Origin of the sequence: Streptomyces sp. NBC_01384 (genome assembly GCF_045040035.1) — a bacterium.
Classification (GTDB): domain Bacteria; phylum Actinomycetota; class Actinomycetes; order Streptomycetales; family Streptomycetaceae; genus Streptomyces.
Genome location: NZ_CP109559.1, coordinates 9400898 through 9426414, shown reverse-complemented (window position 1 = coordinate 9426414; position 25517 = coordinate 9400898). Strand labels below are relative to the sequence as shown.

At 69.7% G+C, this 25517-nt stretch carries 23 protein-coding genes and 4 pseudogenes; 17 read left to right on the top strand and 10 right to left on the bottom strand.

What is annotated here, in order from left to right:
* Window positions 1–320 precede the first annotated feature (320 nt).
* Both OG747_RS43280 and OG747_RS43275 read right to left on the bottom strand, forming a co-directional pair.
* Window positions 321–699 (bottom strand): annotated as a pseudogene (locus OG747_RS43280) (LysE family translocator); the annotation flags it as partial.
* Between the two features lie 39 nt (window positions 700–738).
* Window positions 739–1086 (bottom strand): annotated as a pseudogene (locus OG747_RS43275) (phosphatidylglycerol lysyltransferase domain-containing protein); the annotation flags it as partial.
* A 10-nt stretch (window positions 1087–1096) separates the two neighbouring features.
* On the opposite strand from OG747_RS43275, the gene OG747_RS43270 reads away from it, so the two are divergent.
* Complete coding sequence (locus OG747_RS43270) at window positions 1097–1597, top strand: hypothetical protein (RefSeq protein ID WP_405884813.1); 501 nt, start codon at window positions 1097–1099, stop codon at window positions 1595–1597.
* 134 nt (window positions 1598–1731) lie between these two features.
* Window positions 1732–2787 (top strand): ABC transporter substrate-binding protein, encoded by a 1056-nt coding sequence (locus OG747_RS43265; protein WP_405884811.1) that lies wholly within the window; start codon window positions 1732–1734, stop codon window positions 2785–2787.
* Between the two features lie 230 nt (window positions 2788–3017).
* On the opposite strand, the gene OG747_RS43260 is transcribed toward OG747_RS43265, so the two are convergent.
* Together OG747_RS43260 and OG747_RS43255 are read right to left on the bottom strand one after the other, a co-directional pair.
* Window positions 3018–3833: a DUF427 domain-containing protein gene (locus tag OG747_RS43260; RefSeq protein WP_405884810.1), complete on the bottom strand. Its 816-nt coding sequence runs from the start codon at window positions 3831–3833 to the stop codon at window positions 3018–3020.
* Between the two features lie 218 nt (window positions 3834–4051).
* Window positions 4052–4339, bottom strand: a complete 288-nt coding sequence (locus OG747_RS43255) for an SHOCT domain-containing protein (protein ID WP_405884809.1) — start codon at window positions 4337–4339, stop codon at window positions 4052–4054.
* Between the two features lie 285 nt (window positions 4340–4624).
* Between OG747_RS43255 and OG747_RS43250 the strand changes: the two genes are divergently transcribed.
* The 5 genes from OG747_RS43250 (at window position 4625) to OG747_RS43230 (ending at window position 9277) form a co-directional block, all read left to right on the top strand.
* Window positions 4625–5062 carry a hypothetical protein gene (locus tag OG747_RS43250; RefSeq protein WP_405884808.1) on the top strand — a complete coding sequence of 146 codons (438 nt, stop codon included), beginning with the start codon at window positions 4625–4627 and terminating at the stop codon, window positions 5060–5062.
* 191 nt (window positions 5063–5253) lie between these two features.
* The gene (locus OG747_RS43245; protein WP_405884807.1) at window positions 5254–6093 is read left to right on the top strand and encodes an SDR family oxidoreductase; all 840 of its coding nucleotides are present in this window, start codon (window positions 5254–5256) and stop codon (window positions 6091–6093) included.
* Window positions 6094–6216: 123 nt separating this feature from the next.
* The gene (locus OG747_RS43240) at window positions 6217–7608 is read left to right on the top strand and encodes a cytochrome ubiquinol oxidase subunit I (RefSeq protein WP_405885995.1); all 1392 of its coding nucleotides are present in this window, start codon (window positions 6217–6219) and stop codon (window positions 7606–7608) included.
* Window positions 7605–8654, top strand: a complete 1050-nt coding sequence (locus OG747_RS43235) for a cytochrome d ubiquinol oxidase subunit II (protein ID WP_405884805.1) — start codon at window positions 7605–7607, stop codon at window positions 8652–8654. The genes OG747_RS43240 and OG747_RS43235 overlap by 4 nt, the downstream gene beginning before the upstream one ends.
* The gene (locus OG747_RS43230) at window positions 8651–9277 is read left to right on the top strand and encodes a gluconokinase (RefSeq protein ID WP_405884804.1); all 627 of its coding nucleotides are present in this window, start codon (window positions 8651–8653) and stop codon (window positions 9275–9277) included. Before OG747_RS43235 ends, OG747_RS43230 begins: the two co-directional genes overlap by 4 nt.
* On the opposite strand, the gene OG747_RS43225 is transcribed toward OG747_RS43230, so the two are convergent.
* The 3 genes from OG747_RS43225 to OG747_RS43215 form a co-directional block, all read right to left on the bottom strand.
* Window positions 9246–9434, bottom strand: a complete 189-nt coding sequence (locus tag OG747_RS43225) for a hypothetical protein (RefSeq protein ID WP_405884802.1) — start codon at window positions 9432–9434, stop codon at window positions 9246–9248. The two genes, OG747_RS43230 and OG747_RS43225, sit on opposite strands and share 32 nt — an antisense overlap.
* On the bottom strand, window positions 9425–9664 hold the full coding sequence (locus tag OG747_RS43220; protein ID WP_405884801.1) for a hypothetical protein: 240 nt from the start codon (window positions 9662–9664) through the stop codon (window positions 9425–9427). The genes OG747_RS43225 and OG747_RS43220 overlap by 10 nt, the downstream gene beginning before the upstream one ends.
* Window positions 9665–9749: 85 nt before the next feature.
* Window positions 9750–10163 (bottom strand): DUF6325 family protein, encoded by a 414-nt coding sequence (locus tag OG747_RS43215; RefSeq protein ID WP_405885993.1) that lies wholly within the window; start codon window positions 10161–10163, stop codon window positions 9750–9752.
* 232 nt (window positions 10164–10395) lie between these two features.
* Between OG747_RS43215 and OG747_RS43210 the strand changes: the two genes are divergently transcribed.
* Together OG747_RS43210 and OG747_RS43205 are read left to right on the top strand one after the other, a co-directional pair.
* On the top strand, window positions 10396–11799 hold the full coding sequence (locus OG747_RS43210) for a hypothetical protein (RefSeq protein ID WP_405884800.1): 1404 nt from the start codon (window positions 10396–10398) through the stop codon (window positions 11797–11799).
* Window positions 11796–12128 (top strand): annotated as a pseudogene (locus tag OG747_RS43205) (cyclase family protein); the annotation flags it as partial. The gene OG747_RS43210 and the pseudogene OG747_RS43205, both read left to right, overlap by 4 nt.
* Here OG747_RS43205 and OG747_RS43200 read toward each other — a convergent pair.
* A pseudogene (locus OG747_RS43200) lies at window positions 12113–12436 on the bottom strand (GAP family protein); the annotation flags it as partial. The pseudogenes OG747_RS43205 and OG747_RS43200 overlap by 16 nt on opposite strands.
* Between OG747_RS43200 and OG747_RS43195 the strand changes: the two are divergent.
* The 8 genes from OG747_RS43195 (at window position 12414) to OG747_RS43160 (ending at window position 23422) form a co-directional block, all read left to right on the top strand.
* Entirely contained in the window at window positions 12414–13595 is a 1182-nt protein-coding gene (locus OG747_RS43195) for a YhjD/YihY/BrkB family envelope integrity protein (protein WP_405885991.1), read from the top strand. The pseudogene OG747_RS43200 and the gene OG747_RS43195 sit on opposite strands and share 23 nt — an antisense overlap.
* 147 nt (window positions 13596–13742) lie before the next feature.
* A complete protein-coding gene (locus OG747_RS43190) occupies window positions 13743–15344 on the top strand; it encodes a GMC oxidoreductase (protein WP_405884799.1) in 1602 nt (533 codons plus the stop codon).
* Window positions 15341–16768 (top strand): DUF2252 domain-containing protein, encoded by a 1428-nt coding sequence (locus OG747_RS43185; RefSeq protein WP_405884798.1) that lies wholly within the window; start codon window positions 15341–15343, stop codon window positions 16766–16768. Before OG747_RS43190 ends, OG747_RS43185 begins: the two co-directional genes overlap by 4 nt.
* A gap of 13 nt (window positions 16769–16781) precedes the next feature.
* A complete protein-coding gene (locus OG747_RS43180) occupies window positions 16782–18614 on the top strand; it encodes a glycoside hydrolase family 15 protein (RefSeq protein ID WP_405884797.1) in 1833 nt (610 codons plus the stop codon).
* Window positions 18615–18670: 56 nt separating this feature from the next.
* Entirely contained in the window at window positions 18671–19348 is a 678-nt protein-coding gene (locus OG747_RS43175) for a phospholipase effector Tle1 domain-containing protein (RefSeq protein ID WP_405884796.1), read from the top strand.
* A gap of 498 nt (window positions 19349–19846) precedes the next feature.
* Window positions 19847–20161 (top strand): DUF6400 family protein, encoded by a 315-nt coding sequence (locus tag OG747_RS43170; RefSeq protein ID WP_405884795.1) that lies wholly within the window; start codon window positions 19847–19849, stop codon window positions 20159–20161.
* A complete protein-coding gene (locus tag OG747_RS43165; protein ID WP_405884794.1) occupies window positions 20148–20405 on the top strand; it encodes a hypothetical protein in 258 nt (85 codons plus the stop codon). The genes OG747_RS43170 and OG747_RS43165 overlap by 14 nt, the downstream gene beginning before the upstream one ends.
* A gap of 587 nt (window positions 20406–20992) precedes the next feature.
* A complete protein-coding gene (locus OG747_RS43160) occupies window positions 20993–23422 on the top strand; it encodes a SpoIIE family protein phosphatase (protein ID WP_405884793.1) in 2430 nt (809 codons plus the stop codon).
* Window positions 23423–23554: 132 nt separating this feature from the next.
* Here the strand turns inward: OG747_RS43160 and OG747_RS43155 are convergent, their stop codons facing one another.
* Both OG747_RS43155 and OG747_RS43150 read right to left on the bottom strand, forming a co-directional pair.
* On the bottom strand, window positions 23555–24670 hold the full coding sequence (locus tag OG747_RS43155; RefSeq protein ID WP_405884792.1) for a GNAT family N-acetyltransferase: 1116 nt from the start codon (window positions 24668–24670) through the stop codon (window positions 23555–23557).
* A 399-nt stretch (window positions 24671–25069) separates the two neighbouring features.
* A complete protein-coding gene (locus OG747_RS43150) occupies window positions 25070–25414 on the bottom strand; it encodes a hypothetical protein (protein ID WP_405884791.1) in 345 nt (114 codons plus the stop codon).
* Between the last annotated feature and the right edge of the window lie 103 nt (window positions 25415–25517).

Sequence of the window (25517 nt, the reverse complement as noted above, 5' to 3'; positions counted from 1 at the left end):
GGATCAGCAGATTCCAAGCCCCAAACCGAAAGAACGCCCCCCGATGAATTTCCGCTCGGATACTTCCGAGCTTGATCAGGCTGTGGCCCACCCATGCCCCTCAACAAGAGGAATGGGGACTTGATGATAGAAACTTTACGCTCAGCCGCAGAGTCCAATGGCGGCCTCCGTGGAATTAATCATGCCCCACCCGTTCGTCAAATGCGATCGACCTTCGAGATCCTTGAGCTTGTTATGAGGTTCCCGTATAGACGAAATACGCATGCGACATAAGCCGGACAAAGAGGTTGCGATAGCAGGCCATCGAAACGTGATGGAGCGCCAAACTTTCCCACGGCCACGCCGAGGCCGATCTTCGTGAGTCCGCCGACACCGCCGACCAGGCAGAGCTGGCGTGGAGAGTGGGCGAAGCAGTCCCGGACGGTGGACGCGACCAGCCCCACACGCTGTCGGCAGCGACCGCGATGGCGTTGAAGACCAGGCCGAGCAGCAGCATCTGCGGCACGACGCGCCCACTTCGGGGTCGACGAACTGTGGAGGTGCGGCGGCGAAGAACACGATCGTCTTCGGGTTGGTCACACTGAGCGCGAACCCTTCCCAGAAGGTGCGCAGTCCGCCGCATGCCGCCTCGCCTCCGGTGAACACGGCTAGCAGCGACCGGCGTTGACGCCGCGCCCTGATAGCGAGATACACCAGGTGGCATCGGGGAATGTCACCATGGGATGTACCCAAGGTCACTCAGCTCGGCTGAGCACCACGGTCACCAGTCCGCACAGGGCCCGTCCCGGCTTGCTCCGTGGCGGGTCCGCGGTCGGAAGCTGCGGGCGTCCGCCTGCGCCCCGGAAGAACGGGCAGCCGCGGCGAGGTGAGGAAGCCCTCGGCGCGGGCGCTCGCGAGGCCGATGCGCGGGAGGTCGCTGGTCTTCTCGAAGAGGAGGAAGCGGGGTTCCCACACGGGCCGGTACTTGGCGTTGGCGCGGTAGAGGGACTCGATCTGCCACCAGCGGGAGAAGAAGGTGAGGATCGCGCGCCACAGCCGCAGCACCGGACCGGCGCCGAGCTTGGAGCCGCGTTCGAAGACGGAGCGGACCTGCGTCATGACGACGCAGCCGACGGTCGCCGCGATCCAGAAGAAGGGCGTCGGTACGTCCGCGATCGACCTGGCAACCACCCAGGGTGCCCAGGCGGCGATGGGCGGCGCCTGGCCGGCGGCGAGCGTCATCGCCCGTACCGACTGGGTGAACTCGCACAAGGATGCGGTGCAGAGGGTGGTCAACGCGCTCGTCGCCACCATGCACTGGATCAACACCCACAGCGCAACCGACATCGCGAACAAGCTCCCGCAGTCGTACGTGCAGAACCAGCTGGTCACCAAGGCCGACTACATCTCGGCCCTGACCCAGGACAAGGGCCAGTTCCTCCCGGACGGCATCATGCCGGCCGGCGGCCCGAAGACCGTCCTGGCGACCGAGGAACTGGTCGGCCACGCGACCTCGAAGGTGAACCTCGCCACGACGTTCACCAACGACTTCGCCATCAAGGCCAACAAGACCGAGGGCTTCAAGACCACCACGACCCCGGCGGGGCCGAACGGCTGAGTCTTCGCCGGTCACGGGGCCGCCCAGGTGCCTGCCGCCTGGGCGGCCCCGGCCGTGAGCACGAGCCCCCGGGCGGGTACCTTCTGCGCCACGCCTGCATGTCCCCGCCCACCCGCTCGCAAAGGAGACCAGTGATGAAGCCGGTCACCACGTCCTTGCTCGCCAAGGCCGCCTGCGTCGCCCTCGCCCTGGCCGTGCCCGCGTGCAGCGCAGGGGGCATGTCCAGCGCCACGGTCGCGTCCAAGAGCGGCGGCGGCACGCCCGCGGTACGGATCATGGCCGGCGGCCTCGACAAGCAGATCTATCTGCCGGTGATACTCGCCCGGGAGCTCGGCTACTACCAGGCGCAGGGCCTGGATGTGCGGTTCTCCGACGAGCCGGGCGGGGTCGAGGCCGAGACGGCCATGATCTCCGGCCAGGTGGACGCGGTGGTCGGGTTCTACGACCACACCGTCGACCTGCAGTCCAAGGGCAAGTCCGCCGAGTCCGTCGTGCAACTCCTCCGCGCCCCCGGCGAGGTCGAGATGGTCCGCGCCGACAAGGCCGGCAGCATCAAGAGCCCCGCCGACTTCAGCGGCAAGCACCTCGGTGTGACCGGCCTCGGCTCCTCCAGCAACTTCCTCACCCAGTACCTGGAGGCCAAGAACGGCGTCACGGCGGGCAAGGCCGTCTCGGTCGCCGTGGGCGCGGGTTCCACCTTCGTCGCGGCGATGCAGAACAAGCAGATCGACGCCGGTATGACCACCGAGCCGACCATCTCGCTGCTGGAGCAGAAGAAGCTGGCCAAGCCGCTGATCGACATTCGCACGGCCGCGGGCGCCAAGGCCGCGCTCGGCGGCACCTACCCGGCCTCCTGTCTCTACCTCACCACCGGGTACGTCCAGAAGAACCCGGAGGTGGTGCAGAAGCTGGTCAACGTCTATGTCGAGACGCTCAAGTGGATCCAGTCCCACTCCGCCGCCGAGATCGCCGACAAGATGCCGACCGACTACTACGCGGGCGTCGGCAAGGACGTCTACACCAAGGCCCTGCAGAACGAGAAGGGAATGTACTCCCCCGACGGCCTGATGCCCGCCGACGGCCCCAAGACCGTCTACAAGGTCCTCTCCGCCTTCGACCCGACGGTCAAGGGCCACACCGTCGACCTGTCCAAGACCTACACCAACGACTTCGTCAACAAGGCCAAGTAACCACCACCAAGTCCGGTGCCGTGCCGCACAGTTCCGGCACGGAACCGGCCGGCACGAAGCAAACCCCGCCTCCGGAACGCCGGAGGCGGGGCTGTGTGGAGCACCGGGCAGGCCTTGCACCTGCATCTCCCCGCAGGAAGCCGGGCATCTTTCCTCGGACCACCTGGAGGGCCGGTCCAGCACGGTCAGCTCGGGCCGTTCCGTGCGGGGCATACACGCTCCACCGGCCGTTACGTCGGCGGTCGCGCCGCCGGCGTCTTGCTGAACGGGGTGACGGGGCGCTCCACGCGCTCGCCGTCCACGGTGATGTCGACCGCTTCGTTGTAGAAGGCGAGGAGTCCCTTGACGGCGCCCACCGCGGGCAGCGGGTCCGGATAGCTCCACAGCAGGTTGGGCGGAACGTCGGCGTCACCCCGCCACGACCAGTACTCGGCGGTGCCCTTGTACGGGCACCCGGTGCTGTGCTCGGTGGGGACGAGCAGATCGAGGCGGACGTCCTCGCGCGGAATGTAGTACCGCACCGGCAGGCCGGTCTCGAAGAGCAGCACCGGGCGGCGGGTGTCCGCGACGACAGTGCCGTCGATCTCGACCCGGACGTGCCGGCTGCTCGGGATGGCGTCCACCCGCTTGTGCGGATCGCGGGGGTGGATGAAGATCTCTTCCTCCTCCTCGTACCAGTGGTCGAGTCCCCGGCCACTGCGCCGGAACCATTCGAACGAGATGTGGCCGGCCAGGTCGTCGGCGGGGAACGTCCAGGCCGCGTTCTCCAGCAGCCCACCGCCGACTTCGAGGTCGTAGAAGATCCGCGATCCGAAGTGCGTGCCCGTCGGAGGGTTCTTCGCCGGGCGGAGCAGTTCCTCACGGACCTCCTCACGGGGGAACGCGTACAGCGGAACGGGCAGTCCGGGCTCCCATACGAGGACCGGGTGCCGGCTGTCGACGACCGTGACATCGCCCTTGCGCCCGCGCACCCAGCGCTCGCTGGGCTCCCACAGAAGACCTTCCGGAGTCATCCTGACGGCCCGTGCGGTGGGAAACGTGGCCATGCCCGACTCTCCTTCGGATTGCACGAGCGCGGCAGACGGATGCCGCGTTGCGTGACGCCGGTGACGGGGCGAGACTCTTATGGGTGCCTACTTCAGGGGAGCGCGAGACACGAAGGTACACGTCGGACCGACGGCAACAACCGTAACGACGACGGAAAACACGTACGCAAGGCCACTCCGACGGGCAGTACACCTACTAGCAGACCCCGAGCAGACCCCTAGCCGAGGATCTTGCGCTTCTGATCCTCGAATTCGGCCTCGGTCAGGACACCCTGGGCCTTGAGTTCCCCGAGCTGCTTCAGCTGATCGATCCTGCTGCTCATGTCGTCGGCCGTGGCCGGCTGGGCGGGCGGGGGCGCGGCCGAGGGCGCGGGCTGCGGCGGGGCCTCCTGGTACTCATGCTGGGCCCATCGCCCCTGTTGACGACGTGACACACGGTTCGACACGGCGGTCGCGGTACCGGCCACTACGGCTGTGCGGGCGACCCCGCGGAGGAGACCTGGCACGGCGGTTTCCTTTCTCGCATCTCGCACGATATCTCGGCATATATCGCAGGATGCATGTGGAATATCGGCTCGGAAAATAAACAAAACTTCCCCGGCCGACGCGCAATTGTCGACGCCTCGGACACTCCCATTGGAGCACCGCATGGATTCCCTCGCACATCGACCTCGGCGCCGCCCTGCGCACATTCCTCCGTTCTGCCGGTCGACGATTCTCATGGCAAGCTGAAATGTGAACCACCGGCCGGTCACCGGTCGGTGGAGAGGTCTACGTGGGAGGAGCTCGAAATGACCACGACTGGAATGCACCACCAACGCGGCACCGGGAGCGGCGGAGGCGTGTGGGTGTCCAGCTGGACCGCCTTCGCCGGGGTCATGATGATCTTCGGCGGGGCAATGGCGATATTCGAAGGAATCTCCGCCATCGCCCAGGACGACGTCTTCGTCGTCACCCGCAACTACGCCTACGACTTCAATCTGACGAGTTGGGGCTGGATCCACCTCTCCCTCGGCGCCCTGGTCGTCCTCGCGGGCGTCGCCCTGTTCAGTGGAGCGGCGTGGGCACGCGTGGTCGGAGTCGTCCTGGCAGGCCTGTCGATGATCGCCAACTTCATGTGGCTGCCGTACTACCCCGTCTGGGCCATCGTGCTGATCGCCGTGGATGCCTTCGTCATCTGGGCGCTGTGCGTCGGAACCAGCCGGGAGGCCCGCACCGGCACCGAGTAGCCGACCGCGCCGTCCCGGGCAGCCCGAAGGGCCGACATTGGGCCGTTCAGCCCGGGCCGGCACCCCGACCGGCTGACAGAGGACGTGCCACCGAGCCGTCATGGCCCACCAGTGTTTTCGTTGTGGGGCGTATTTCCTCCGAAAAGCGGATTCCTCCGATGGTCCGCGTCGGCACCCACAGGGAGAAACGAGTGGAAACCAGCGGCAATGACGGTCGCCAGCCCCTTGCCAGCCCGCTCCTCAAGGGGCAGAAAGCGCTGGTGACGGGCGCGAATTCCGGTATCGGCAAGGCCACGGCGATCGGCCTCGGGCGGGTGGGCGCCGATGTGGTGGTGAATTACGTGGCCGGGCGGGACGCCGCGGAAGAGGTGGTGCGCGAGATCGAGGAATACGGCGTCCGCGCCTACGCGCACGAGGCGGACGTGTCGCAGGAGGACCAGGTCGTCGACATGGTCTCCCGCATGGTCAAGGAGTTCGGGACCATTGACGTCATGGTGGCCAACGCGGGCCTCCAGCGTGATGCCCCCATCACCGACATGACCATCGACCAGTGGCACAAGGTGCTGGACGTCAATCTGACCGGACAGTTCCTGTGCGCCCGTGAGGCGACCAAGGAATTCATGCGGCGGGGCGTCGTCCCGGAGATCTCCCGTTCCGCCGGGAAGATCATCTGCATGAGTTCGGTCCACCAGATCATCCCCTGGTCGGGCCACGTGAACTACGCGGCGTCCAAGGGCGGGGTGCAGATGCTCATGGCGACCCTCGCGCAGGAGCTCGCGCCCTACCGGATCCGGGTGAACGCCGTTGCTCCGGGAGCGATTCGCACGCCGATCAACCGCAGCGCCTGGGACACCCCCGAGGCCGAGTCCGAGCTTCTCCGGCTCATCCCCTACCGCCGCGTCGGCGACCCGGACGACATCGCGAACGTGGTGGCGGCGCTGGCGTCCGACCTCTTCGACTACGTCGTGGGGACCACGATCTACGTGGACGGCGGAATGACGCTGTTCCCCGGTTTCGCCACGGGTGGCTGAGAGGCACCGTCCTTCAGCCGTCCGGTACGAGCCACCGAGGCCTATGTGAACGCGCATGTGAACAGCGTGATCGACCATTTTCTGGCGGACGGCCCACCACAGCTGCTACCGGCCCGGGAGCTGATGGCCTTCACCCTGGCCTCCCACATCCTGCTCGTGCCCTTCGGTGTGGCCCTGCCCGCCATCACCCTCCTGATGCACTACCGCGGGCTGCGCAAGGGCGACGCCGTCGCCCTGCTGCTCGCGCGGCGCTGGTCGGCCGTCATGGCCGTCCAGTTCGCCATCGGCATCGTGACGGGCACGGTGCTCTCCTTCGAGTTCGGTCTGCTGTGGCCGGGGATGATGGGCCGGTGGGGCGACGTCTTCGGCCTCGGTTTCGGCGTCGAGGCATGGGCGTTCTTCCTTGAGGCGATCCTCATCGCCATCTACCTGTACGGCTGGCGCCGGCTCAAGCCGTGGACGCACTTCTGGCTCGCCCTGCCCCTGCCGCTGACCGCCCTGATGGGCGCGTTCGGCATCGTGGCCGCGAACTCCTGGATGAACACCCCACGCGGCTTCACGCTCGACGCGTCCGGCAAGCCCGCGCACGTCAACGTGCGGCAGGCGGTCTTCACGCCGATGTTCGGCCCCGAGTACTGGCACTTCGTGGTCGGCGTGATCCTGACCGCCGGGTATGTCGTAGCCGGGGTGTACGCGGTCGGCCTGCTGCGCGGTCGGCGAGACCGCTACCACCGGCTCGGCTTCACGGTGCCGTTCTCCGTCGCCGCGATTCTCACCCCCGTGCAGTTCATGCTCGGCGACTCGATCGCCCGCTCCGTCTTCCACAAGCAGCCGGTGAAGTTCGCGGCCGCCGAAATCGTCTGGAAGACCGACACCCACGTACCGGAGTACATGTTCGGGCGTCTGCATCCCGACGGGTCGATCTCCGGCGGGATCAAGATCCCCCAACTGGACTCGATCCTCGCCGGTTTCAGCCCGGACACCAAGGTGACGGGCCTGTCGTCGGTCCCCGCGAGCGACCGCCCGACGGCGACTCAGGCCACCATCGTCCACTGGGCGTTCGACATCATGGTGACCATCGGCAGCCTGCTCGTCCTGCTCGCGCTCTGGTACGGCTGGTGCTGGCTGCGCCGCCGTGAACTGCCCCGGTCGCGCTGGTTCTTCCGGTCTGCCGCTGTCGCCGGCGCCGCCTGCCTGCTGACCGTGGAGTGCGGCTGGATCACGACCGAAGTGGGCCGGCAGCCCTGGATCGTCTACCAGTACATGCGGGTCTCGGAGGCCGTGACGGACACCCGTGCCGCGTCCCTGTGGACGATGTTCGGCATCGTCGTGGTGGTCTACGTCCTCGTCCTTGGTTCCTTCCTGACCATCCTGCTGAAAATGAGCGGGCGGTGGCGGCTGGCCGACGAGGGCGCTCTCGCCGGAGCCACCGCCGAGGACCTGGAGGACGACACCCCCTACGGGCCCCGCCCGTTGTCCACGACCGGGGGCGGGGACAGGGGTGGGGACGAATGATCGAGGACGTCGTCGCCTGGGTGCTGCTGGCCGCGGTGGCCGCCTACGCGTGCGCGGGCGGCACGGACTACGGCGCCGGATTCTGGGACCTCGTCGCGGGCGGCGCCGAACGCGGCAAGCGCCCCCGGTGGCTGATCGACCACGCCATGGAACCGGTGTGGGAGACCAACAACGTCTGGCTCATCTTCGTTCTGGTCATCATGTGGACCGGCTTCCCGGTCCTGTTCCAGACGGTCTTCTCCGCCATGTGGCTCCCCCTGGCACTCGCGGCCGTGGGGCTCGTTCTGCGCGGCGCCGGCTTCGCGCTGCGCAAGCCGACGCGGCGGCTCGCCCGACGCAGGGTCTACGGCGCCGTCTTCGCCGTCTCCTCGCTCCTGACGCCCTTCTTCCTCGGAGCGGTGGTCGGGGGTCTCGCCACGGGCCGGGTGGCTCCTGACACGAAGGCGTCCGCCGACGCCTGGTCCAACGGGACGTCCGTGCTCGCCGGGCTGCTCACCGTCGCCGCGACCGCGTTCCTCGGGGCGGTGTTCCTGACCGCCGACGCCCGCCGCTTCGACGCCCCCGACCTCGTCGGCTACTTCCGGCTGCGGGCCTGGTGCAGCCTGGGCGTCCTCGCCGTGCTGGCGATCGTCGGCCTCGCCGTGACCCATGACGACGCGCCCTACGTCCACGACGGGCTGACCAGCGGAATCGGTCTCGCCCTCGTCCTGGTCGCCGTCGTCAGCGCGTTGGCCACCGCGTGGCTGCTGTACCGCACCGCGACGGGATGGGCGAGGGTCACCGCGGTCGGCAGCGTGGCCCTCGTCGTCCTGGCGTGGGGACTGGCCCAACGGCCCTATCTCATCCCCACCTCGCTGACCGTGTCCCAGGCGGCCGGTGCCTCGACGACACTGCGCTGGCTGATGCTGGTCACGGTCATCGCGGTGGTGCTCGTCGGACCGCCCCTTGTCCTGCTGTACCGGCTGGACACCCGCGGGGCCCTCCAGCCCCTCACGGAGGCCGACTTGCGGCAGACGGCTGCCGGACGGGACCCGGAGAGCCCGTGACCAGCGCCGGGACCGGAGCCGGTGCTGAAGCCGGGACCGGGGGCGGAACCGGGACCGGAGCCAAAGCCAGGTCCGACGCAGGCGGTGAGGCCGGGAAAACGCCGCCGATCGTGGTGGTCCTGGGCGTGTCGGGCTCCGGAAAGACCGCCGTCGGCAGGGCGGTCGCCGAGCAGTTGAGCCTGCCGTTCATCGACGGCGACGACTTCCATCCCGCCGCGAACATCGCCAAGATGACCGCCGGTCACCCCCTGGACGACGCCGACCGCGTGCCCTGGTTGCGGGTCCTCGCCGACCGTATCCGGCACTCCGCCGAGGCCGGCGAGGGGCTGGTCGTCGCCTGTTCGGCCCTCAAGCGCGCCTACCGCGACCAGCTCCGGGCGGCCGCGGGCTCCGGGCTCTGGTACCTGTACCTCGCCCTGGACCGGGACACCGCGCGGGATCGTGTGTCCCGGCGCGCCGACCACTTCATGCCGGCCCGGCTGGTCGACTCGCAGTTCGAGACGCTGGAGCCGCTGGCGGCGGACGAGCCGGGCATCACCCTGGACGCCACGGCCGGACTTCCGGCGAATCTCGCCCGGGTGCGGGCCGCCGTCACGCGCTTCGACGAGCGCCCGGCCCGCTGACGGGGGTCAGGAGCAGGACCCCGGTGAGGCCTTCGAGCTCCGCGCCGGTGCCCGTGGCCGCGGCGAACAGCTCCCCCGGGGCGAGTTCGATCCCGGCGGCCCTGATGCTGTCGCGCTCCGCCTCGCGGGTGTGGGCCCTGAACCTCTTCAGGTCCAAGCCGAGCCCGGGCAGCGTAGAGGATCACCGCGACGGTGGGAGACCAGCGGCGAGAAGGTGCTGCCCAGGAGCCGCTCGGGGTTGACGTCGTCCGTCAGCACGCCGGCGGTGAAGCCGACGGGCAGCAGCACGATCAGCGCGGGGACGCGCAGCAGGCTCGCCACCACCTGCGAGAGGGCGGCCAGTACGACGATCAGGCCAAGTCCCAGGAGCACTTGGTCTGCCGTCACCCGATGCCTCCCGCACTCCCGCACTTCCGGACGGCAGCCTCGGGCGCCGCCCGGCCGTTCTTCGGATGCCGCGGGGCCCTGCCCGCTACTCCGTCGCGTCGAGGGCGGCCAGCACGGCCGGCACCGGTATCCGGCCGGAGGCCACCAGTTGCGCACCACCGCGTCGCAGGGCGGCTGCGAAGGGCGCGGCCCACAGGTTCTCGTAGACCAGGATTCCGGCGGAGTTGCCGGGCTCCAGGGCGTTGCCCGCCTCCTCGATGTCGTCCTGGCCCAGCAGGCCGGAGGAGGCGCCCTCGAAGACGGCCAGGTCCAGGGCTCCGTCGCCGGTGAGGTCGGCGATTTCCAGGCCGACCACGGATCCGTCCTCCTCCTTTTTGACAAACATCAGATCGAGGATGCGGATGAGGCCGCGGTCCACCAGATCGACCAACAGAGGAAATCCCTCGCCGGTCATTCGGCTGCCGGGAAACTCGACGACCAGATAGTCGATCGGTCCCATTTCAACGAATTCATCGCTCAAGGCTTCATCGCTCACGGCTTCACCCCTGGGTGATCGTGGAATTCCCCTGTCCTCGAACGCCATTGCGTCCATCGGCCTCGAATGCAATGGCATCCGTCGGCCCCGTATGCCATTGCATCATCGGACGGAAGCAGCCGCACTTCGGTGCGGTATTCACCCGTTGGGCCGGGCCCGGGTCGCGGGGCCGGACGCGTATGGATCTCCTGTAACCATGACGAGCAGCGAGCCCCCGTCGGACCCGGGCAAACACCCCGAAGAACCGTCCGGCGAACGGCGGCTCTCGGCACGGGAACGCAACGAGCTGGACGAGCTGCGGCACCGGGTGAGCGCCCTGGAGAGCGCCGGGCCGCCACGGGAGGCGGGGCACCACTGGCTCCGGTCCACGGGATCTGTCCTGCTGATCCTGCTCGCCTCGCTGCTGTCGCTGCTGGCCGTCGTCGCCGTCTGGGCGAACACCATCGTGCGGGACACGGACCGCTATGTCGCCACCGTCGGGCCGCTGGCGAGCAATCCGGATGTGCAGAAGGCGGTGACCAACCGGGTCACCACCGCGGTCCTGGCGCAGATCGACGTGGACAAGCTGGTCAAGGAGCTGGAGCAGGCGGCGTCGCAGAAGGGTGCCCCGCCCAGGGCGGCCAAACTGCTCGGCGACCTGAGCGGCCCGATCACGAGCGGCCTGAAGAGTCTGATCAGCAACACCGTGGAACGGGTGGTCTCCAGCAATGCTTTCGACACCCTCTGGGTGAACGCGAACCGCCGGGCCCACAACGCGTTGAACAAGGCCCTCACGGGCAACGCCACCGGCGCGGTGTCCGCCAAGAACGGTCAGGTCACCATCGACGTGGCACCGATCGTGGCCCAGGTCAAGGACCGACTGGTCAGCGCCGGCTTCAAACCGGCCGCCCGGATCCCGGCCGTCCACACGGACTTCGTGGTGTTCGCGTCGAAGGACGTCGGCAAGATCAAGACGTATCTGAGGGTGCTGGACATCATCGGCGGCTGGCTCCCCATCATCGCCGTGCTGATCGCCGCCGCGGGCGTGTACCTGGCCACCCACCGCCGCCGGGCCCTGATCGGGGCCGCGCTCGGGGTGTTCGCCGCCATGCTGCTGCTCGGCGTCGCCCTCGCCCTCGTACGGGCGATCTACCTCGATCATCTGCCCGTCGGGACGTCCGAGGACGCCGCCGCCGCGGTGTTCGACTCGCTGGTCAGGTTCCTGCGCGCCGGTGTGCGGGCGGTCGGTGCGCTCGCACTCGTGACGGCCGCCGGTGCCTTCCTCATCGGCCCCTCCCGGGCCGCCGTCCTCACCCGTACGGGCTGCCGCAGGAGCATCGGCGCCCTGCGCGACGTCGCCGTGTCGGCGGGGCTGACGCTGGGTGCGGTCGGCCGGTTCGTGCACCGTTTCAAGCGGTGGATCGGCGCCGCGATCCTGGCGGTCGCCGCGATCGTCCTGTTCACCTGGAGCTACCCGACCACGGCCGTCGTGGTGTGGACGGTGGTGATCGTGCTGGTCGCCTTCGCGATCCGCGAGTTCCTGGACACCGGCCCCCCTCCGACGGCCTCCGCTCCCACTGCGTCCCCGCCGACGCCGTCCGCTCCTACGCCGTCCGCCTGACCGCACGCCCGTGCGGGCGTTGGCTCACCCGCTACGACGGCACGCTGCGCGACGGCACCCCGGCGGCGGACGCGCTGTCGCCGGACGGCGCGAGCGCCCAGTCCGTCGACCTGGCCCGCGACGGCTTCGTCGGACGCGGGGTCCTGCTCGACATCCCCCGGCTGCACGGCGTCCGCTGGCTCGAACCCGGATCGCACGTGACCTCCGAGGACCTCGCCGCCGCCGAGGCCAGGCAGGGGCTCCGGGTCGGCCGGGGCGACATCCTCCTCGTACGGGTCGGACACCGCCGGCGCCGTGCGGAGCTGGGCCCCTGGGACACGGTCGGCGCCCGTGCCGGACTGCATCCGACCGCCATGGAGTTCCTCGCGGAGCGGGAGGTGGCCGTACTCAGCCCGACGCCGATGGCCAGCTTGGCGGCCAGTGCGGCCGTGGAGGGCGGGGACTTCGGCGCCGGCGGCTTCCCGCCGGTCATGAGCAGCACCGCGGCGATGATCCCGACGAAGCAGGCCAGCCATGTGAGGACGAAGGCCAGCCCCTTCCAGATCCCGCCCGGGGTCGACAGCACCAGGACGAATCCGGTGACCGGCAGCGGGTTCAGGGCGATCGCCAGGCCGATGAGGACGAGGTCAAAGACCATCGCTGCCCCCACATGGCCGCGCGAGGCACACGGCGGCCACATCGCACCTGCCCGCGACGGCGCCGGATTCGCGCATGATCCCCATCGTCACCGCCCCCGCCCGCGTCCACAAATCAGCGGCTCCGTCCGGAACGCCACAGGCGGCCTCTCCCCCGTACGGCGCAACGGCGCTCGCGCCGCAGACCCGGCGGGCGCCCCGGGCGGCACCCTGGTGGCGCGGTCACGTCTCGCGGGCGTGGAGCCCAGGCCCGACCCCGGGAGCAGAATGCGCGCAGGCAGAGGATCCGGCTCGCCCACGGGCGGCGCGGCGAGCCGCCTGCGCGGGCGGGCGGCACATCTGCGGGCCCGGCTTCTGCGGCTACGTCACACCGCCGAGGGGCGGTTTCCGGTGATCACCCACCTCACCTCGCACCTGATCGCGGTGAACCTGCTGGACTCCGCGACACGGCTGGCGGCCCAGGTTTTCCTGACCGCTGTTCCCCTGCTCTTCGTGTTCGCCTCCTTCGCCCCCCAGGTGGTGCGCAACGAGATCGTCAGCTCCCTGCATGACGTCTTCGGTATCAACGGCTCCGCCGAACAGGAGCTGAAGAAGGTCTTCCAGGCCGATTCCGAAAGCCTGCGGCAGAGCACCGGGGCGGTCAGCGGGCTGATGGTGCTGCTGTCCGCCACCGCCTGCAGCCGTGCCATGCAACGGCTGTGCCAGCGCGCCTGGCGGCTGCCGAGTGCGAGCGCGCGGATCGCCGCCTGGAGATGGCTCGTGTGGATCGCGGCCTGGCTGGTCGTGCTCGCCCTGCAAGGACCGCTGCGCAGCGGATTCGGCGCGGGGCCGTGGCTGGGCCTGCCGCTCCTGCTGGTCACCCAGGTGGGCGTCTGGTGGTGGACCCAGCATCTGCTGCTGGCCGCGCGCATCCCCTGGCTGCCGCTGCTGCCCGGTGCGCTCCTCACCGGGGTGGCCATGACCGCGCTGACGGTGGTCTCCAAGCTGTACGTACCCACCGCGCTCAACCGCAGCCTGGACCGGTACGGGTCGCTGGGTGCCGTCTTCACCGTGCTGTCCTGGCTGATCGGACTCTGCGTCGTCATCGCCGCCTGCATCACAGCCGGCGCCGTCATCGCGCGGGAACCCGCCGTTTCCCGGCGCCTCGACCCACCCGAATAGCCCAACTCGCCGGAAGTATCACCCAGGGATACCTTGGGAGTCGGGTCGGATGTCCAGAGCAGGTGAGGGCGATATCCAATTCACCCGGCAGAATTCCGGGCCATTCACCCGGCAGGACCGGACCATGCTCCGAGGACGGTGGCCTGCATGACCGACGCTCAGCACTACGACGTCATCGTTATCGGCACCGGTGCGGGCGGTGGCACGATCGCGCATCGACTGGCACCCACGGGGAAACGGATTCTCCTTCTCGAACGTGGCGGCTATCTGCCTCGTGAACGCGACAACTGGGATTCCACCGCGGTCTTCGTCAAAGGAAAATACCGCGCTCCGGAGTTCTGGTTCGACAAACACGGAAACCAGTTCCCGCCCGAGGTCAATTACTACGTGGGCGGAAATACCAAATTCTACGGCGCCGCGCTCTTCCGTATGCGCCCCGAGGACTTCGGCGAACTCCGCCACCACGACGGCCTCTCCCCCGCCTGGCCACTGAGCTACGAGGATCTCGAGCCGTACTACACCCGGGCCGAACACCTCTACCTCGTCCACGGCCGCCACGGCGAGGACCCGACCGAGGGTCCCACCAGCGCCCAGTACGCCCACCCGCCGGTCCAGCACGAGCCGCGCATCCAGCAGCTCAGCCACGACCTGGAGAAGCAGGGGCTGCACCCCTTCCACCTCCCGATCGGGGTGAACCTCACCCAGGACGACCGGGGCCGGGCCACTCACACCAGCGCCTGCATCCGCTGCGACCGCGTCGACGGCTTCCCCTGCCTGGTCGGCGCGAAGTCCGACGCGCAGGTCATCTGCGTCGACCCCGCGCTCGAACACGCCAATGTCGAGATGGTCACCCATGCGGATGTGCGGCGCCTCGAAACGGATGCGACCGGCCGGAGTGTCACCTCGGTCGTCGCGACGGTGGGAGAGGGGGGAGACGGGGACGGGAACGGTTCGACCGTGGAGTTCAGCGCCGACATCGTGGTCGTCGCCTGCGGCGCCGTCAACTCCGCCGTCCTGCTGCTGCGTTCGGCCAATGACCGGCATCCGCGGGGCCTGGCCAACAGTTCGGACGTGGTGGGCCGGCACTACATGCGGCACAACAACCTGGCCCTGATGGCCGTATCCAAGGAGCCGAACGACACCAGGTTCCAGAAGACCCTGGCGCTGCACGACTGGTACCTGGGATCCGACGACTGGGACTATCCCCTCGGCGGCATCCAGATGCTCGGCAAGTCCGACTCCGCGCAGATCCACGGCGAAGCGCCCCGCTGGGCCGGGGCCGTCACTCCCGACATGCCCTTCGAGGTACTCGCCCACCACGCGGTCGACTTCTGGCTGTGCGGAGAGGACCTGCCCGTCGCCGACAACCGCGTCACCCTGGACCAGGACGGCGGCATCCATCTGGCCCTCGACGAGAAGAACAACATCGCCGGGCTGAAGCACCTTCGGCACAGACTGCAGGGCATGCTCGGCCACCTGGGCATGCACGAACATCATCTCCTGTCGCGCAGCATCTATCTGCACAAGGGCATGCCCATCGGTGCCACCGCGCATCAGGCGGGCACGGTCCGCTTCGGCCACGACCCCGCCGACTCCGCCCTCGACGTCAACTGCAAGGCCCACGACCTCGACAACCTGTACGTCGTCGACACGAGCTTCTTCCCGAGCATCGGAGCGGTCAATCCCTCGCTGACCGCGATCGCCAACGCCCTGCGCGTCGGCGACCACATCGCGGAGCGACTGCGATGACCTCCCACCACCCGGCCGACGGCGGCACCCGGCACCGTACGCCCGAGGAGCGGGCCGCGCTCGGCAAGGCCGCCCGGTCCGCCGTACCCCGCTCCAGCCACGCCGAGTTCGCTCCCTCTTACAAGCGGCCGGACCCGTTGGACGTCATCGAGGCGCAGTCGGCGACGCGGGTGCCCGAACTCGTACCGATCCGCTACGGCAGGATGACCGAGTCGCCGTTCCGCTTCTATCGGGGGGCCGCCGCCATCATGGCCGGGGACCTCGCCGACACCCCCCGGTCCGGGATCAGAACGCAGTTGTGCGGCGACGCGCACCTGCTGAACTTCCGGCTGCTGGCCTCGCCCGAGCGCCGCATGATGTTCGACATCAACGACTTCGACGAGACGCTGCCCGGTCCGTGGGAGTGGGATGTCAAGCGGCTGTCCGCCAGCTTCGTCATCGCGGGGCGGGCGAACGGCTTCAGCACCAAGGAGCGGGCCGACGTCGTACGGTCCACGGTGCGGTCCTACCGCGAGTGGATGCGGCGTTACGCCGGGATGGGCAATCTCCCCGTGTGGTACGCCCGGTTCGACGAGGAGTGGGTGTGGGAGCACTTCGTCGAGGACGTGGACGCGCGGGCCCGCCACCGCTGGTCGGAGTCGGTGGCGAAGGCACGCACCCGGGACAGTCTCCAGGCCTTCGACAAACTCACCCAGGTCGTCGACGGGAAAACCCGCATCGCCGCGGATCCGCCGCTGGTCACGCCGCTCCGGGACCTCCTCCCGGAGCTCGAACGCGGCGCGCTGGAGAAGCAGATCCGCCGGCTGATGGAACGTTACGGTCATAGCCTGCAGTCGGACCGGCGGTTCCTGCTGGAGCAGTACCGCATCACCGACCTGGCCCGCAAGGTGGTCGGAGTCGGCAGTGTGGGCACGCGCTGCTGGATCATTCTCCTGCTCGGCCGGGACGACACGGACCCGCTGTTGCTGCAGGCCAAGGAGGCCGACGCATCGGTGCTGGCGCCCTTCGCCGGCGCCTCCGGCTACCGGACGCAGGGCGAGCGCGTGGTCTCCGGTCAGCGGCTCATGCAGGCGACCAGCGACATCTTCCTGGGCTGGGAACGGGCCGACGGCATCGACGGCATCGACGGCCGCCACCGGGACTTCTACGTACGGCAGTTGCGGGACTGGAAGGGCATCGCCGAGCCCGAGTCGATGGTGCCGACCGGAATGCGGGCCTTCGGTGAGCTGTGCGGTGCCGCGCTGGCCCGCGCGCACGCGAGGTCGGGCGACCGGATCGCCATCGCGGCGTATCTGGGCGGGGGTGACGTCTTCGACAGGGCGCTGGTGACGTTCGCCGAGCGCTACGCCGACCAGAACGAGAAGGACCACCAGGCACTCGTCGACGCCGTCGGCTCGGGACGGGTGAAGGCTGAAGCAGCCTGAGAAGGAGACCAGAATGGATCGCTATCCGCCCATCGCCGACCACGGCCTCGTCGGGGACCTGCAGACCGCGGCTCTGGTCTCGTCCCAGGGAGTGATCGACTGGTTCGCAGCACCGCGCTTCGACTCGCCGAGTATCTTCGCCTCCCTGCTCGACCACGACGAAGGCGGCTATTTCCTCCTCTCGCCCGAGCACCCCGAAGGGACCTGGAAACAGCTCTACTACCCGGACACGGCCGTCGTGGTGACCCGCTTCATGTCCCCCGACGGAGTCGGCGAGATCATCGACCACATGCCGGTCCTGCCGGGCCCGACAGCGACCGACCGGCACAGCCTGGTGCGGGTCGTACGGTCGGTGCGGGGCACCGTACGCTTCGCCCTCGAATGCCGGCCGCGCTTCGACTACGCGCGGGCCCCCCACGAACTCGACCTGACGCACGACCCGGTGACGCAGGACACGGCGACGTTCCGGGCCCCCGGGACGACCGCCTACCTTCAGGGCACCTTCCCGCTCGAACGGGACGGGCAGGACGTCAGGGGCGCCATCACCCTGGGCGACGGGGAGACGGCGGCCGTGGTGTTCACCGTGTGCGCGCCGGAGGGGGAGGCACCACCGCCGCCCACCACCGAGGGGATCGCCGAAGCGCTCTGGGAGAACGTGGACTTCTGGCAGAAGTGGGTGCGCACCTCGCGCTATCACGGCCGCTGGACGGAGGTGGTGCACCGCTCCGCGATCACCCTCAAGCTCCTCACCTACGCCCCCACGGGCGCGCCGGTCGCCGCCGCCACCATGGGACTTCCCGAGCAGGTCGGCGGTGAGCGCAACTGGGACTACCGGTACACCTGGGTGCGGGACGGCTCCCTGTCGGTACGGGCTCTGCTCGACCTCGGCTTCGTGGAGGAGGCGACCCGCTTCACCCGCTGGCTCGGCGACCGCCTCGGCGCCCGCGAAGGACCGGCCCACGAGCCCCTCCAGATCATGTACCGGGTAGACGGCGACCCCCATCTGACGGAGGAGATCCTGGACCACTTCGAGGGCTACCGCGGCTCCTACCCGGTCCGGGCCGGCAACGCCGCCTCCGGCCAACTGCAGCTCGACATCTACGGCGAGGCCCTCTACGCCCTGGCCGAGGGCCGCGAGGTCGGCCAACAGTCGGGCTACCACGGCTGGAAAGCCCTGGCCGCCACCCTCGACTGGCTCGCCGACTCCTGGGACCGGCCCGACGAGGGCATCTGGGAGACCCGGGGCGGACGAAGGGACTTCACCTACAGCCGCGTGATGTGCTGGACCGCCTTCGACCGCGGGCTGAAGCTGGCCCACGAGTACAGCAGGCCGGCCGACACCGTGCGCTGGACCCAGGCCCGGGACGCGATCCTCGAACAGGTCATGGAGCGCGGCTGGAACGACAAGGAGCAGGCCCTCGTCCAGTACTACGACGGCGATGTCCTGGACGCCTCCCTGCTGCTCGTCCCCCGGGTCGGATTCATGGCCCCCCGCAGCCCCGGCTGGCTCAACACCCTCGACGCCATGGACCGCGTCCTCGTCTCCGACAGCCTCGTCTACCGCTACGACCCCCACGCCTCCCCCGACGGACTGCGCGGCGCCGAAGGGACCTTCAGCCTCTGCACCTTCCTCTACGTCGACGCCCTCGCCCGCGCCGGGCGCCTCCCCCAGGCCCGCTACACCTTCGAGAAGATGCAGACGTACGCGAACCACGTCGGTCTGTTCGCCGAGGAGATCGGCCCCAGCGGGGAGCAACTCGGCAACTTCCCGCAGGCCTTCACCCATCTCTCCCTCATCATGGCCGCGACGACACTGGACAAGGCTCTCGACGCGCTCCGCCGCTGAACCCCGGGATCCCCGGCCCCTGCGGCAGCAACTCGGTGGTCACGAAGGACACCACGGTGGCGAGTGCTACCAGCACCACACAGCTGACGGGCAGCCGCAGCGCGGCGGCGGACGCGGCCGCCGTACCCGCCGCCATCCCCGGCACGACGCCGAGCCCCGGCAGCGGCGCGAGCAGGACACCCACCGCGCCGCCGGCCGGCGTCCTGCGCCTGGGTAACCTGAACTGGCCCTATACGCACCAGCTCCCCAACGCCGCACGCGTCCGGCACGCCGTGTCCCTCGACGAGACACGCCGTCCCTACCGCGAATTCCTGGTGACGCCCCGACCGGAACCGCTCCAGGACACGGCCGAGGAGGTCTGGTTCGCCGGTGTGCACTCCGATGTCGGCGGCACGTTCGCGCATGCGGAGAACGCGCCCCTGCTCTCCACGATCCCCCTCAAGTGGATCACCGACGGGGTCACTCACGATCTGGATTTCCGTCCGGGCGCCTCTCTCGAAGACTGCGCGGTGACCGAGGAGTTCGCGAGCGCCCCCGTCCACGACAACGGCCCGCTCTGGATCCTCGCGGGCCGACGCTCGCGTCCCGTCCCCGAAGGCGCGTCGCTGCACGCCGGCGTCAGGCTCCGGCGCGAACGCGATCCCCGGTACCGCTCCGATCTCCCCGATCCGCGGGAGCCGGGACGGTGGGCCGACCCCGACTGGACCAAGCCCGCACAGTCATCCGGCGGTTGACGGCACGGTGGGCTGGTCATGGCGGCCGCTGAGGGGGTGGACGAGGTGGCCCCCGGATGGATGCCCATGCCGAAGCCGACGTGGCCGGAAGGGGCGCGGCCGAGGTCGAAGCGGTCTGGATCGCTCCAGCGGGCCGTATCGCGGTCGGCTGGAGCCGAGCAACATCAGGATCTTGGTTCCTCGGACCGAGGTCGCCCGGACCGACGCCCGGACCGAGGTCCCTCGGCGCGCCGGTGTACCGCCCAGCGGATCGAAAAGCGGTCTTCCCGCGGGTGCTGCTGCCGCTCGCGGTCACGCGTTCACCCTCACCTCGCCTGCCGCTTGCTCCCCCACCGCCACTCGCAGAAGCCGCGCCCGGAACATCTACCGTGAGTTCCACCGGCGTGATCGCCTGCGCGAAGGCCGACCGGGCGGAGACCCGTCGTGAGTCGCCGACCTGCTGTGACTTCGGCCACCCCCTCTTGCCGCGAGAAAGAAGGCATACCTAAGTTCTGTCTCATGGCCCCACATAACCCCCCACCTCCCAACGACCCGGACAAGGCCGTCGGCCGACACCTGCCCGGCGCTGAAGGACCGGGCACCCCCGCGCTGGTCGACTTCGCCGTCGACCTCACCTCGCAGGAGGTGCGCCGGCAGGTCCAGGTCCTGACCGCCCTCGGCCCCGACTGGGACCCGATGGAGGTCCTGCGCGGAGAGGAGGCCGCGTACGACCTGCTGTACTCCGGTCTCGACGACGAGCAGCAGCGTCTGTACGACGACCTGGTCGCGGCCGGTGTGCTCCCCCGGCGCGGGGGCGGCCATGCTGCCACTTGACCCTCAGGCAGACCCCGGGCGCCGCGCCTGGGTGACCTGTCCGAACTGCAACGACAGCCGCGGGTGCGCACCGTGCGAGCAACAACGCACCTGCTCCGACCACTGGCGCTACCTGCTCTCCAACACCGGCAGCCTGCTCCACCTGCAGTGCCCGTCCTGCACCCACGTCTGGGTGCACGAGAGCGGCTTCGGCGCCACCCGCTCCCTGTGGAACCGCATCACCGGCGGCCGCCCAAAACTCTGACAACGGGCTCGCCCCGCTGAACGCCCATGTGCGCGTCGTCGCGGTGGCTGAAGGCGCGCGGCACGGTGACGTCGCGGCTGTGCGCCGTCTCGGTCCGGCAAGTCAGCGCCGTCCCTGGGTGTGCCGCGTCCGTAGGGGCGATTCCATGCCCTCGCCGGCGAGTACTGCTCGGCGTGGCGCGGGACGCCGGGGTGCCGGAGAGCGCCTCATCCGCATGGCCCACGACGCGCTGCGGGACGGCCGGGTACCAAGGCCACCGCTTCCGTCCGGACGACGCGGGACGGCTTGGGCGGGAGACTGAACCAGCAGGTCCGCTCCTGCGGGTCTCCCGACGCCGGTGTCGGGGTTCACCTGACCGTGTCACGTACACCGTCTCCGCGCGGGCTCGGTGGGGGGATGGCTACGGCGAACGGCCGGGCCGCAGGGGTGCCGCCTGGACAGCGATGCCCGCACGATGACGGACTGATGCCCTGGCTTGAGGGGGGAATGGCGCCGCGGGACGCTGGAGAGGGTGTCCGTGATGTCCGCCTGGCTTCCCCCAGGCGCTCCGCCGGGCTCCACCGAGGCGAGAACGAGGGTAAGAGCCCATGGATAGCGAGCACGTCGCATCCGGAGGAACGACGCAGGGACCGGTACCGGAGGACTTTACGGTCGTCATCGACGCCCGTGGGGCGATCTTGGTGTGGAGTGACGGAGCCAGGCAGCTGCTCGGATACGAACCCGACGAGATCGTGGGCCGGCCCGCCGCCGAACTGCTCGCCGCCGCTCTGCCCGCGTCCGCGCGGCGCCACATGGCCGACGGACACCGGTGGGCCACCGAGGTGGCGCTTCGACACCGGGAGGGGGGTCGTGTCGTGGTGCGGCTGCGGGGAACGCCGCTGGTGGACGCAGCCCGCAGAAGGGCTTGGCTCGTGACCGGTGCGGAGCCGGCGAACCCTGCCGGACCGTCCGACCCGGAGGCGGCGGCGTTGTGGGACCGCACGCTGGCGCAGCTCCCGTTGCCGGTGGCGGTCTACGACCGCGAGGCGAAACTCGTGGCCGCCAACGAGGTCATGACGCGGGTGATGGGAAGGACCGAGGAGGAGATGCGGGGCCTGACTCTGTGGGAGATCGAGCCGAACTGGCCCTTCGACGAGTACGACCGCCTCCAGCGGCAGGTTCTGCGCACAGGGGAGGTGATCTTCCATGAGCAGCACGGCCAGGCTCCCGGCGAGACCCGGGAGCATGCGTGGTCGATGTTCTTGTCGCCGCTGAAGGACGAGACCGGCACGGTGCACGGGCTGTCGGCGGCCGTGTTCGACACCACCGAGCAGTACTGGGCCCGCCAACGCCTGGCCGTGCTCAACGAGGCCAGTCTCCGCATCGGCAGCACCTTGGATGTGACCCGAACGGCTGAGGAACTGGCTGAGGTGGCCGTGACCGGGTTCGCCGACTTCGTCACCGTGGACCTGCTGGAATCCGTCGCACAGGGCGACGAGCCCCAGTCGGTACCGCCCGGCGAGCCGGTCACTGTCCGCCGCACCGCGCAGCGATCGATACTGAGGGGCTGCCCGGAGTCGGTGGTCGCCTCGGGCGACACAAGTCTCTACCCTGCGGATTCGCTGCCGGTACGGGCGCTGGTCACAGGCCTTGGCACTCGGCATCGGTCGGACGATCCGGAGCTGCGGAAGTGGATCGAATCCTCCCCGGCCCGCGCCGAGACCGTGGGCAGGTACCTGATCCACTCGGTGATGATGGTGCCGCTGCGTGCCCGGGGGGTGACCCTGGGCCTGGTGCACTTCCTGCGGCACCGGACGCCGGAGTCCTTCGGCGAGGACGACCTGCTGCTCGCGGAGGAGATCGTCGCCAGGGCGGCGGTGAGCCTGGACAACGCCCGCCGTTACACGCGTGAACGCCGGACGGCGCTGGCGCTCCAACGCAGCCTGCTGCCCGAGCGGCCGCCGACTCTCGCGGCGGTGGAGGTCGCCTACCGCTACCTCCCGGCCGATTCCGGAGCGGACATCGGAGGGGACTGGTTCGACGCGATCCCGTTGTCCGGCGCGCGGGTCGCGCTGGTCGTGGGCGACGTGGTGGGCCATGGCATTCACGCCTCGGCCACGATGGGGCGCCTGCGGACCGCTGTACGGACGCTCGCGGACGTCGACCTCGCCCCCGATGAGTTGCTCACCCAGCTCGACGACCTCGTCATCAGGCTCGACCGGGAGGAGGGTCCCGAGGTCCGCGGGTGGGCGAAGGGAGCGTCGGGGGAGGTCGGGGCCACCTGCCTGTACGCCGTGTACGACCCGGCGTCCCGTCGCTGCACCCTGGCCCGCGCCGGGCACCCGCCGCCCGCGCTGGTCTCGGCCGACGGCGCCGTACGGTTCCTGGACCTGCCCGCCGGGCCACCGCTCGGCCTCGGCGGCCTGCCGTACGAGGCCACCGAGGTGGAGCTGGGCGAAGGCAGCCTGCTCGCCCTCTACACCGACGGCCTGGTCGAGTCCGCCGACCGGGACATCGACGTCGGGCTCGGTCTGCTGCGCCACGCGCTGAGCAGCCCGGCCGACACGCTGGAGGAGACCTGTGACCATGTGCTGAGTACCGTGCTGGCCGGCCGTCCCACCGATGACATCGTCCTGCTCCTGGCCCGTACCTCCGCGTTCGACGCCCAAAGCGTGCGCACCTGGCAGCTGCCGCGGGACCCCGCGGCTGTCGCCGGGGCCCGCAAGGTGGCGGGCGAACAGGTGACCGCCTGGGGGCTGGAGGAAACGACGTTCGCCACCGAACTGATCGTCAGCGAACTGGTCACCAACGCGATCCGATACGGCGACGCGCCGATCCAACTGCGGCTCATCCGCGACTCCACGCTGATCTGCGAGGTCTCCGACGGCAGCAGCACCGCCCCGCACCTGCGCCGAGCCCGCGTCTTCGACGAGGGCGGGCGCGGGTTGCTGCTCGTTGCCCAGGTCTCCGAACGCTGGGGCAGTCGCCAGACTCCCACCGGCAAGACCATCTGGGCCGAACAGCCGCTGCCCGCCTGACACCGTGCGCGGCGCGCGCAACCGGAGAGGGGCCTGCCGCAGGGCGGGCCCTCCCCGTCGCAGGCCACCTTGGGACGGGGAGGAGTCAGCGCCCGGCGACGCACCACGAAGGCCGGGAGCGGGGAAGGCGGCTCAGCGGGCGCGGGGTCCCGCTTCGCCGGAGTCCGCCCGACCCGACGTGCGCAGCGTGCCGACCGTCTTCAGCAGCCGGTCGGCCGGTTCCCGCAGCCTGGGATGGGCCAGGACCGTGTTCCGCAGGCCGCGCACCGGCCTGCGCCACAGCCGGTGCGCCGTCGCCACCGGGTGGGGGCGGGTCGCGAACCCTTCGCCCACGCGCAGCTCGCGGGTCTTGAGCCAGTCCTTGTACTCCTTGTCGCCGCGTCCCAGATCCATGAGCCGCACGCCCTGCCGGGCCGCGGCCTCGGCCATCCGAAGGTGCATGATCAGCCCGGGCGAGTAGTAGCGGAGCTCGGGGTCGTACGCGGTGAACCAGGCCGCGAACACCGTGCGCGAGGTCGGCCCGAAGTGTGCGGCCACCGGCCGGTCGCCGGCGTACACCACGGACAGCACACCGGTGAAGTGTTCTTCACGGACGTGGAACAGGTGGTCCACGAGGTCCACGATCCACGGCCGCGCGAACCGGTCCATCCGACCCGTCCTGCGGTACTGGGCGGACTTCCACTGCATCAGCGTGTGCAGCACCCGCGGGTCGCGCTCGTCGAAGACGAACCGCATCTCGCCCACGTCGCGCCCCAGGCGCCGTTCCTTCTTCAGCGTCGTCTTGGCCAGCCCCGGGTACGCGCCCCGCAGCCACTCCGCGTAGCTGCCGTCGCCGTCCTTCAGGTCGATCACCGGTGAGGCGAACGTCCCCGTGACGTATCTGCCGAAGGGCTTCTGCTCCTCGACGAGATGGTCGAACTCGAAGACGGACAGCCCGCAGGCCCGCAACAGTTCCTGGGGGTCCCAGGTGACCCCGGGGCGGTGCACCAGGGCCTGGCAGTCGGAGAGACCGAGACCGATGGCCCGGCCGACGCCGAAGGAGTTGCGCTCGTACGGGAAGAAGCCGACGGGCTCCCCGCTCTTGTGCAGAACCGCCACGTGCGCCCCGCCACGGTACCTGCCGATCCCGGCCGCGAACTCCGGTGCCAGGAAAGGGTTGGCGTAGTCGGGCGACTCGTCCATCACCCGGTGCCAGGCCCGGCGAAGCGAGATGCTCAGCTCCTCGGGTCTATGGATCGTTATGTCCACGTCAGATCAACCGCCCTTCCGCGGGCTCCGCGACAGACCTGCCATCCGCGTCGTAGGCCCCTAAGGCGTGTGGATCATTGTTCATGGATCGCATGGCCGACCGCCCCCCATTTCCCCCATGACGCGCTGCCCGCGTCCGCCACTTCTTTGGCTATCCGCTGATCCAAGCCGTGTACGCGCCCGTGCCACGGTCGACGATCGAGACTCGAACTGTTCGGCGAGGCTCAAACGTCGCGAAACAGTACGCACGCTGTCAAGGGTGTCTGTCGTAACGGAAGAGTGAGCCCATTTGGCACCGCGATGTGGCGGGGGGCTTGTCGGCCGGGTGCGCGGCTGCCGGTTTCGCCTACGCCGCTCCGGCGGGAGTTGCAGCTCCCGTAGGGGCGCCGCTCCGGAGCGTCAAGGCATGCGGCTGACACTCCGGCCGAAACCGCCGCGGCACACGAGCGTGCCGGTCGCGGCGGTGATCTCGGTGTGCGTGGCGAACCTGCCCCGGTCGGTCTCGCCCCGGAGCAGCGGTCGCAGGGTGCCGAGGGCCTCGTCGGAGAGGCGGCAGCGGGCTACCCGCCGTCCTCGTGCGGGGGCAAGGAACTCCAGGGACGCGGCCCTGCCCAGCGGTACGACGCCCTCGAAAATCGGCGGCGTCCGCGCTCGCGGCGATGATCGCGCCCAAACGAGCTGCGCCCGGCGCGATCCGTGCCGTTCACCGGCCGTGCTGGAGCCGGCGGACCTGAGCGCCTGCATCAGGGCCTCGCTCCTCGGCCCGTTGGGTGATGGCTGACTCGGTGCGGTCCCCCAGGAACTCGTACCACCGGCGCTCCAGGCAGACGTAACGCACATCGGCTTC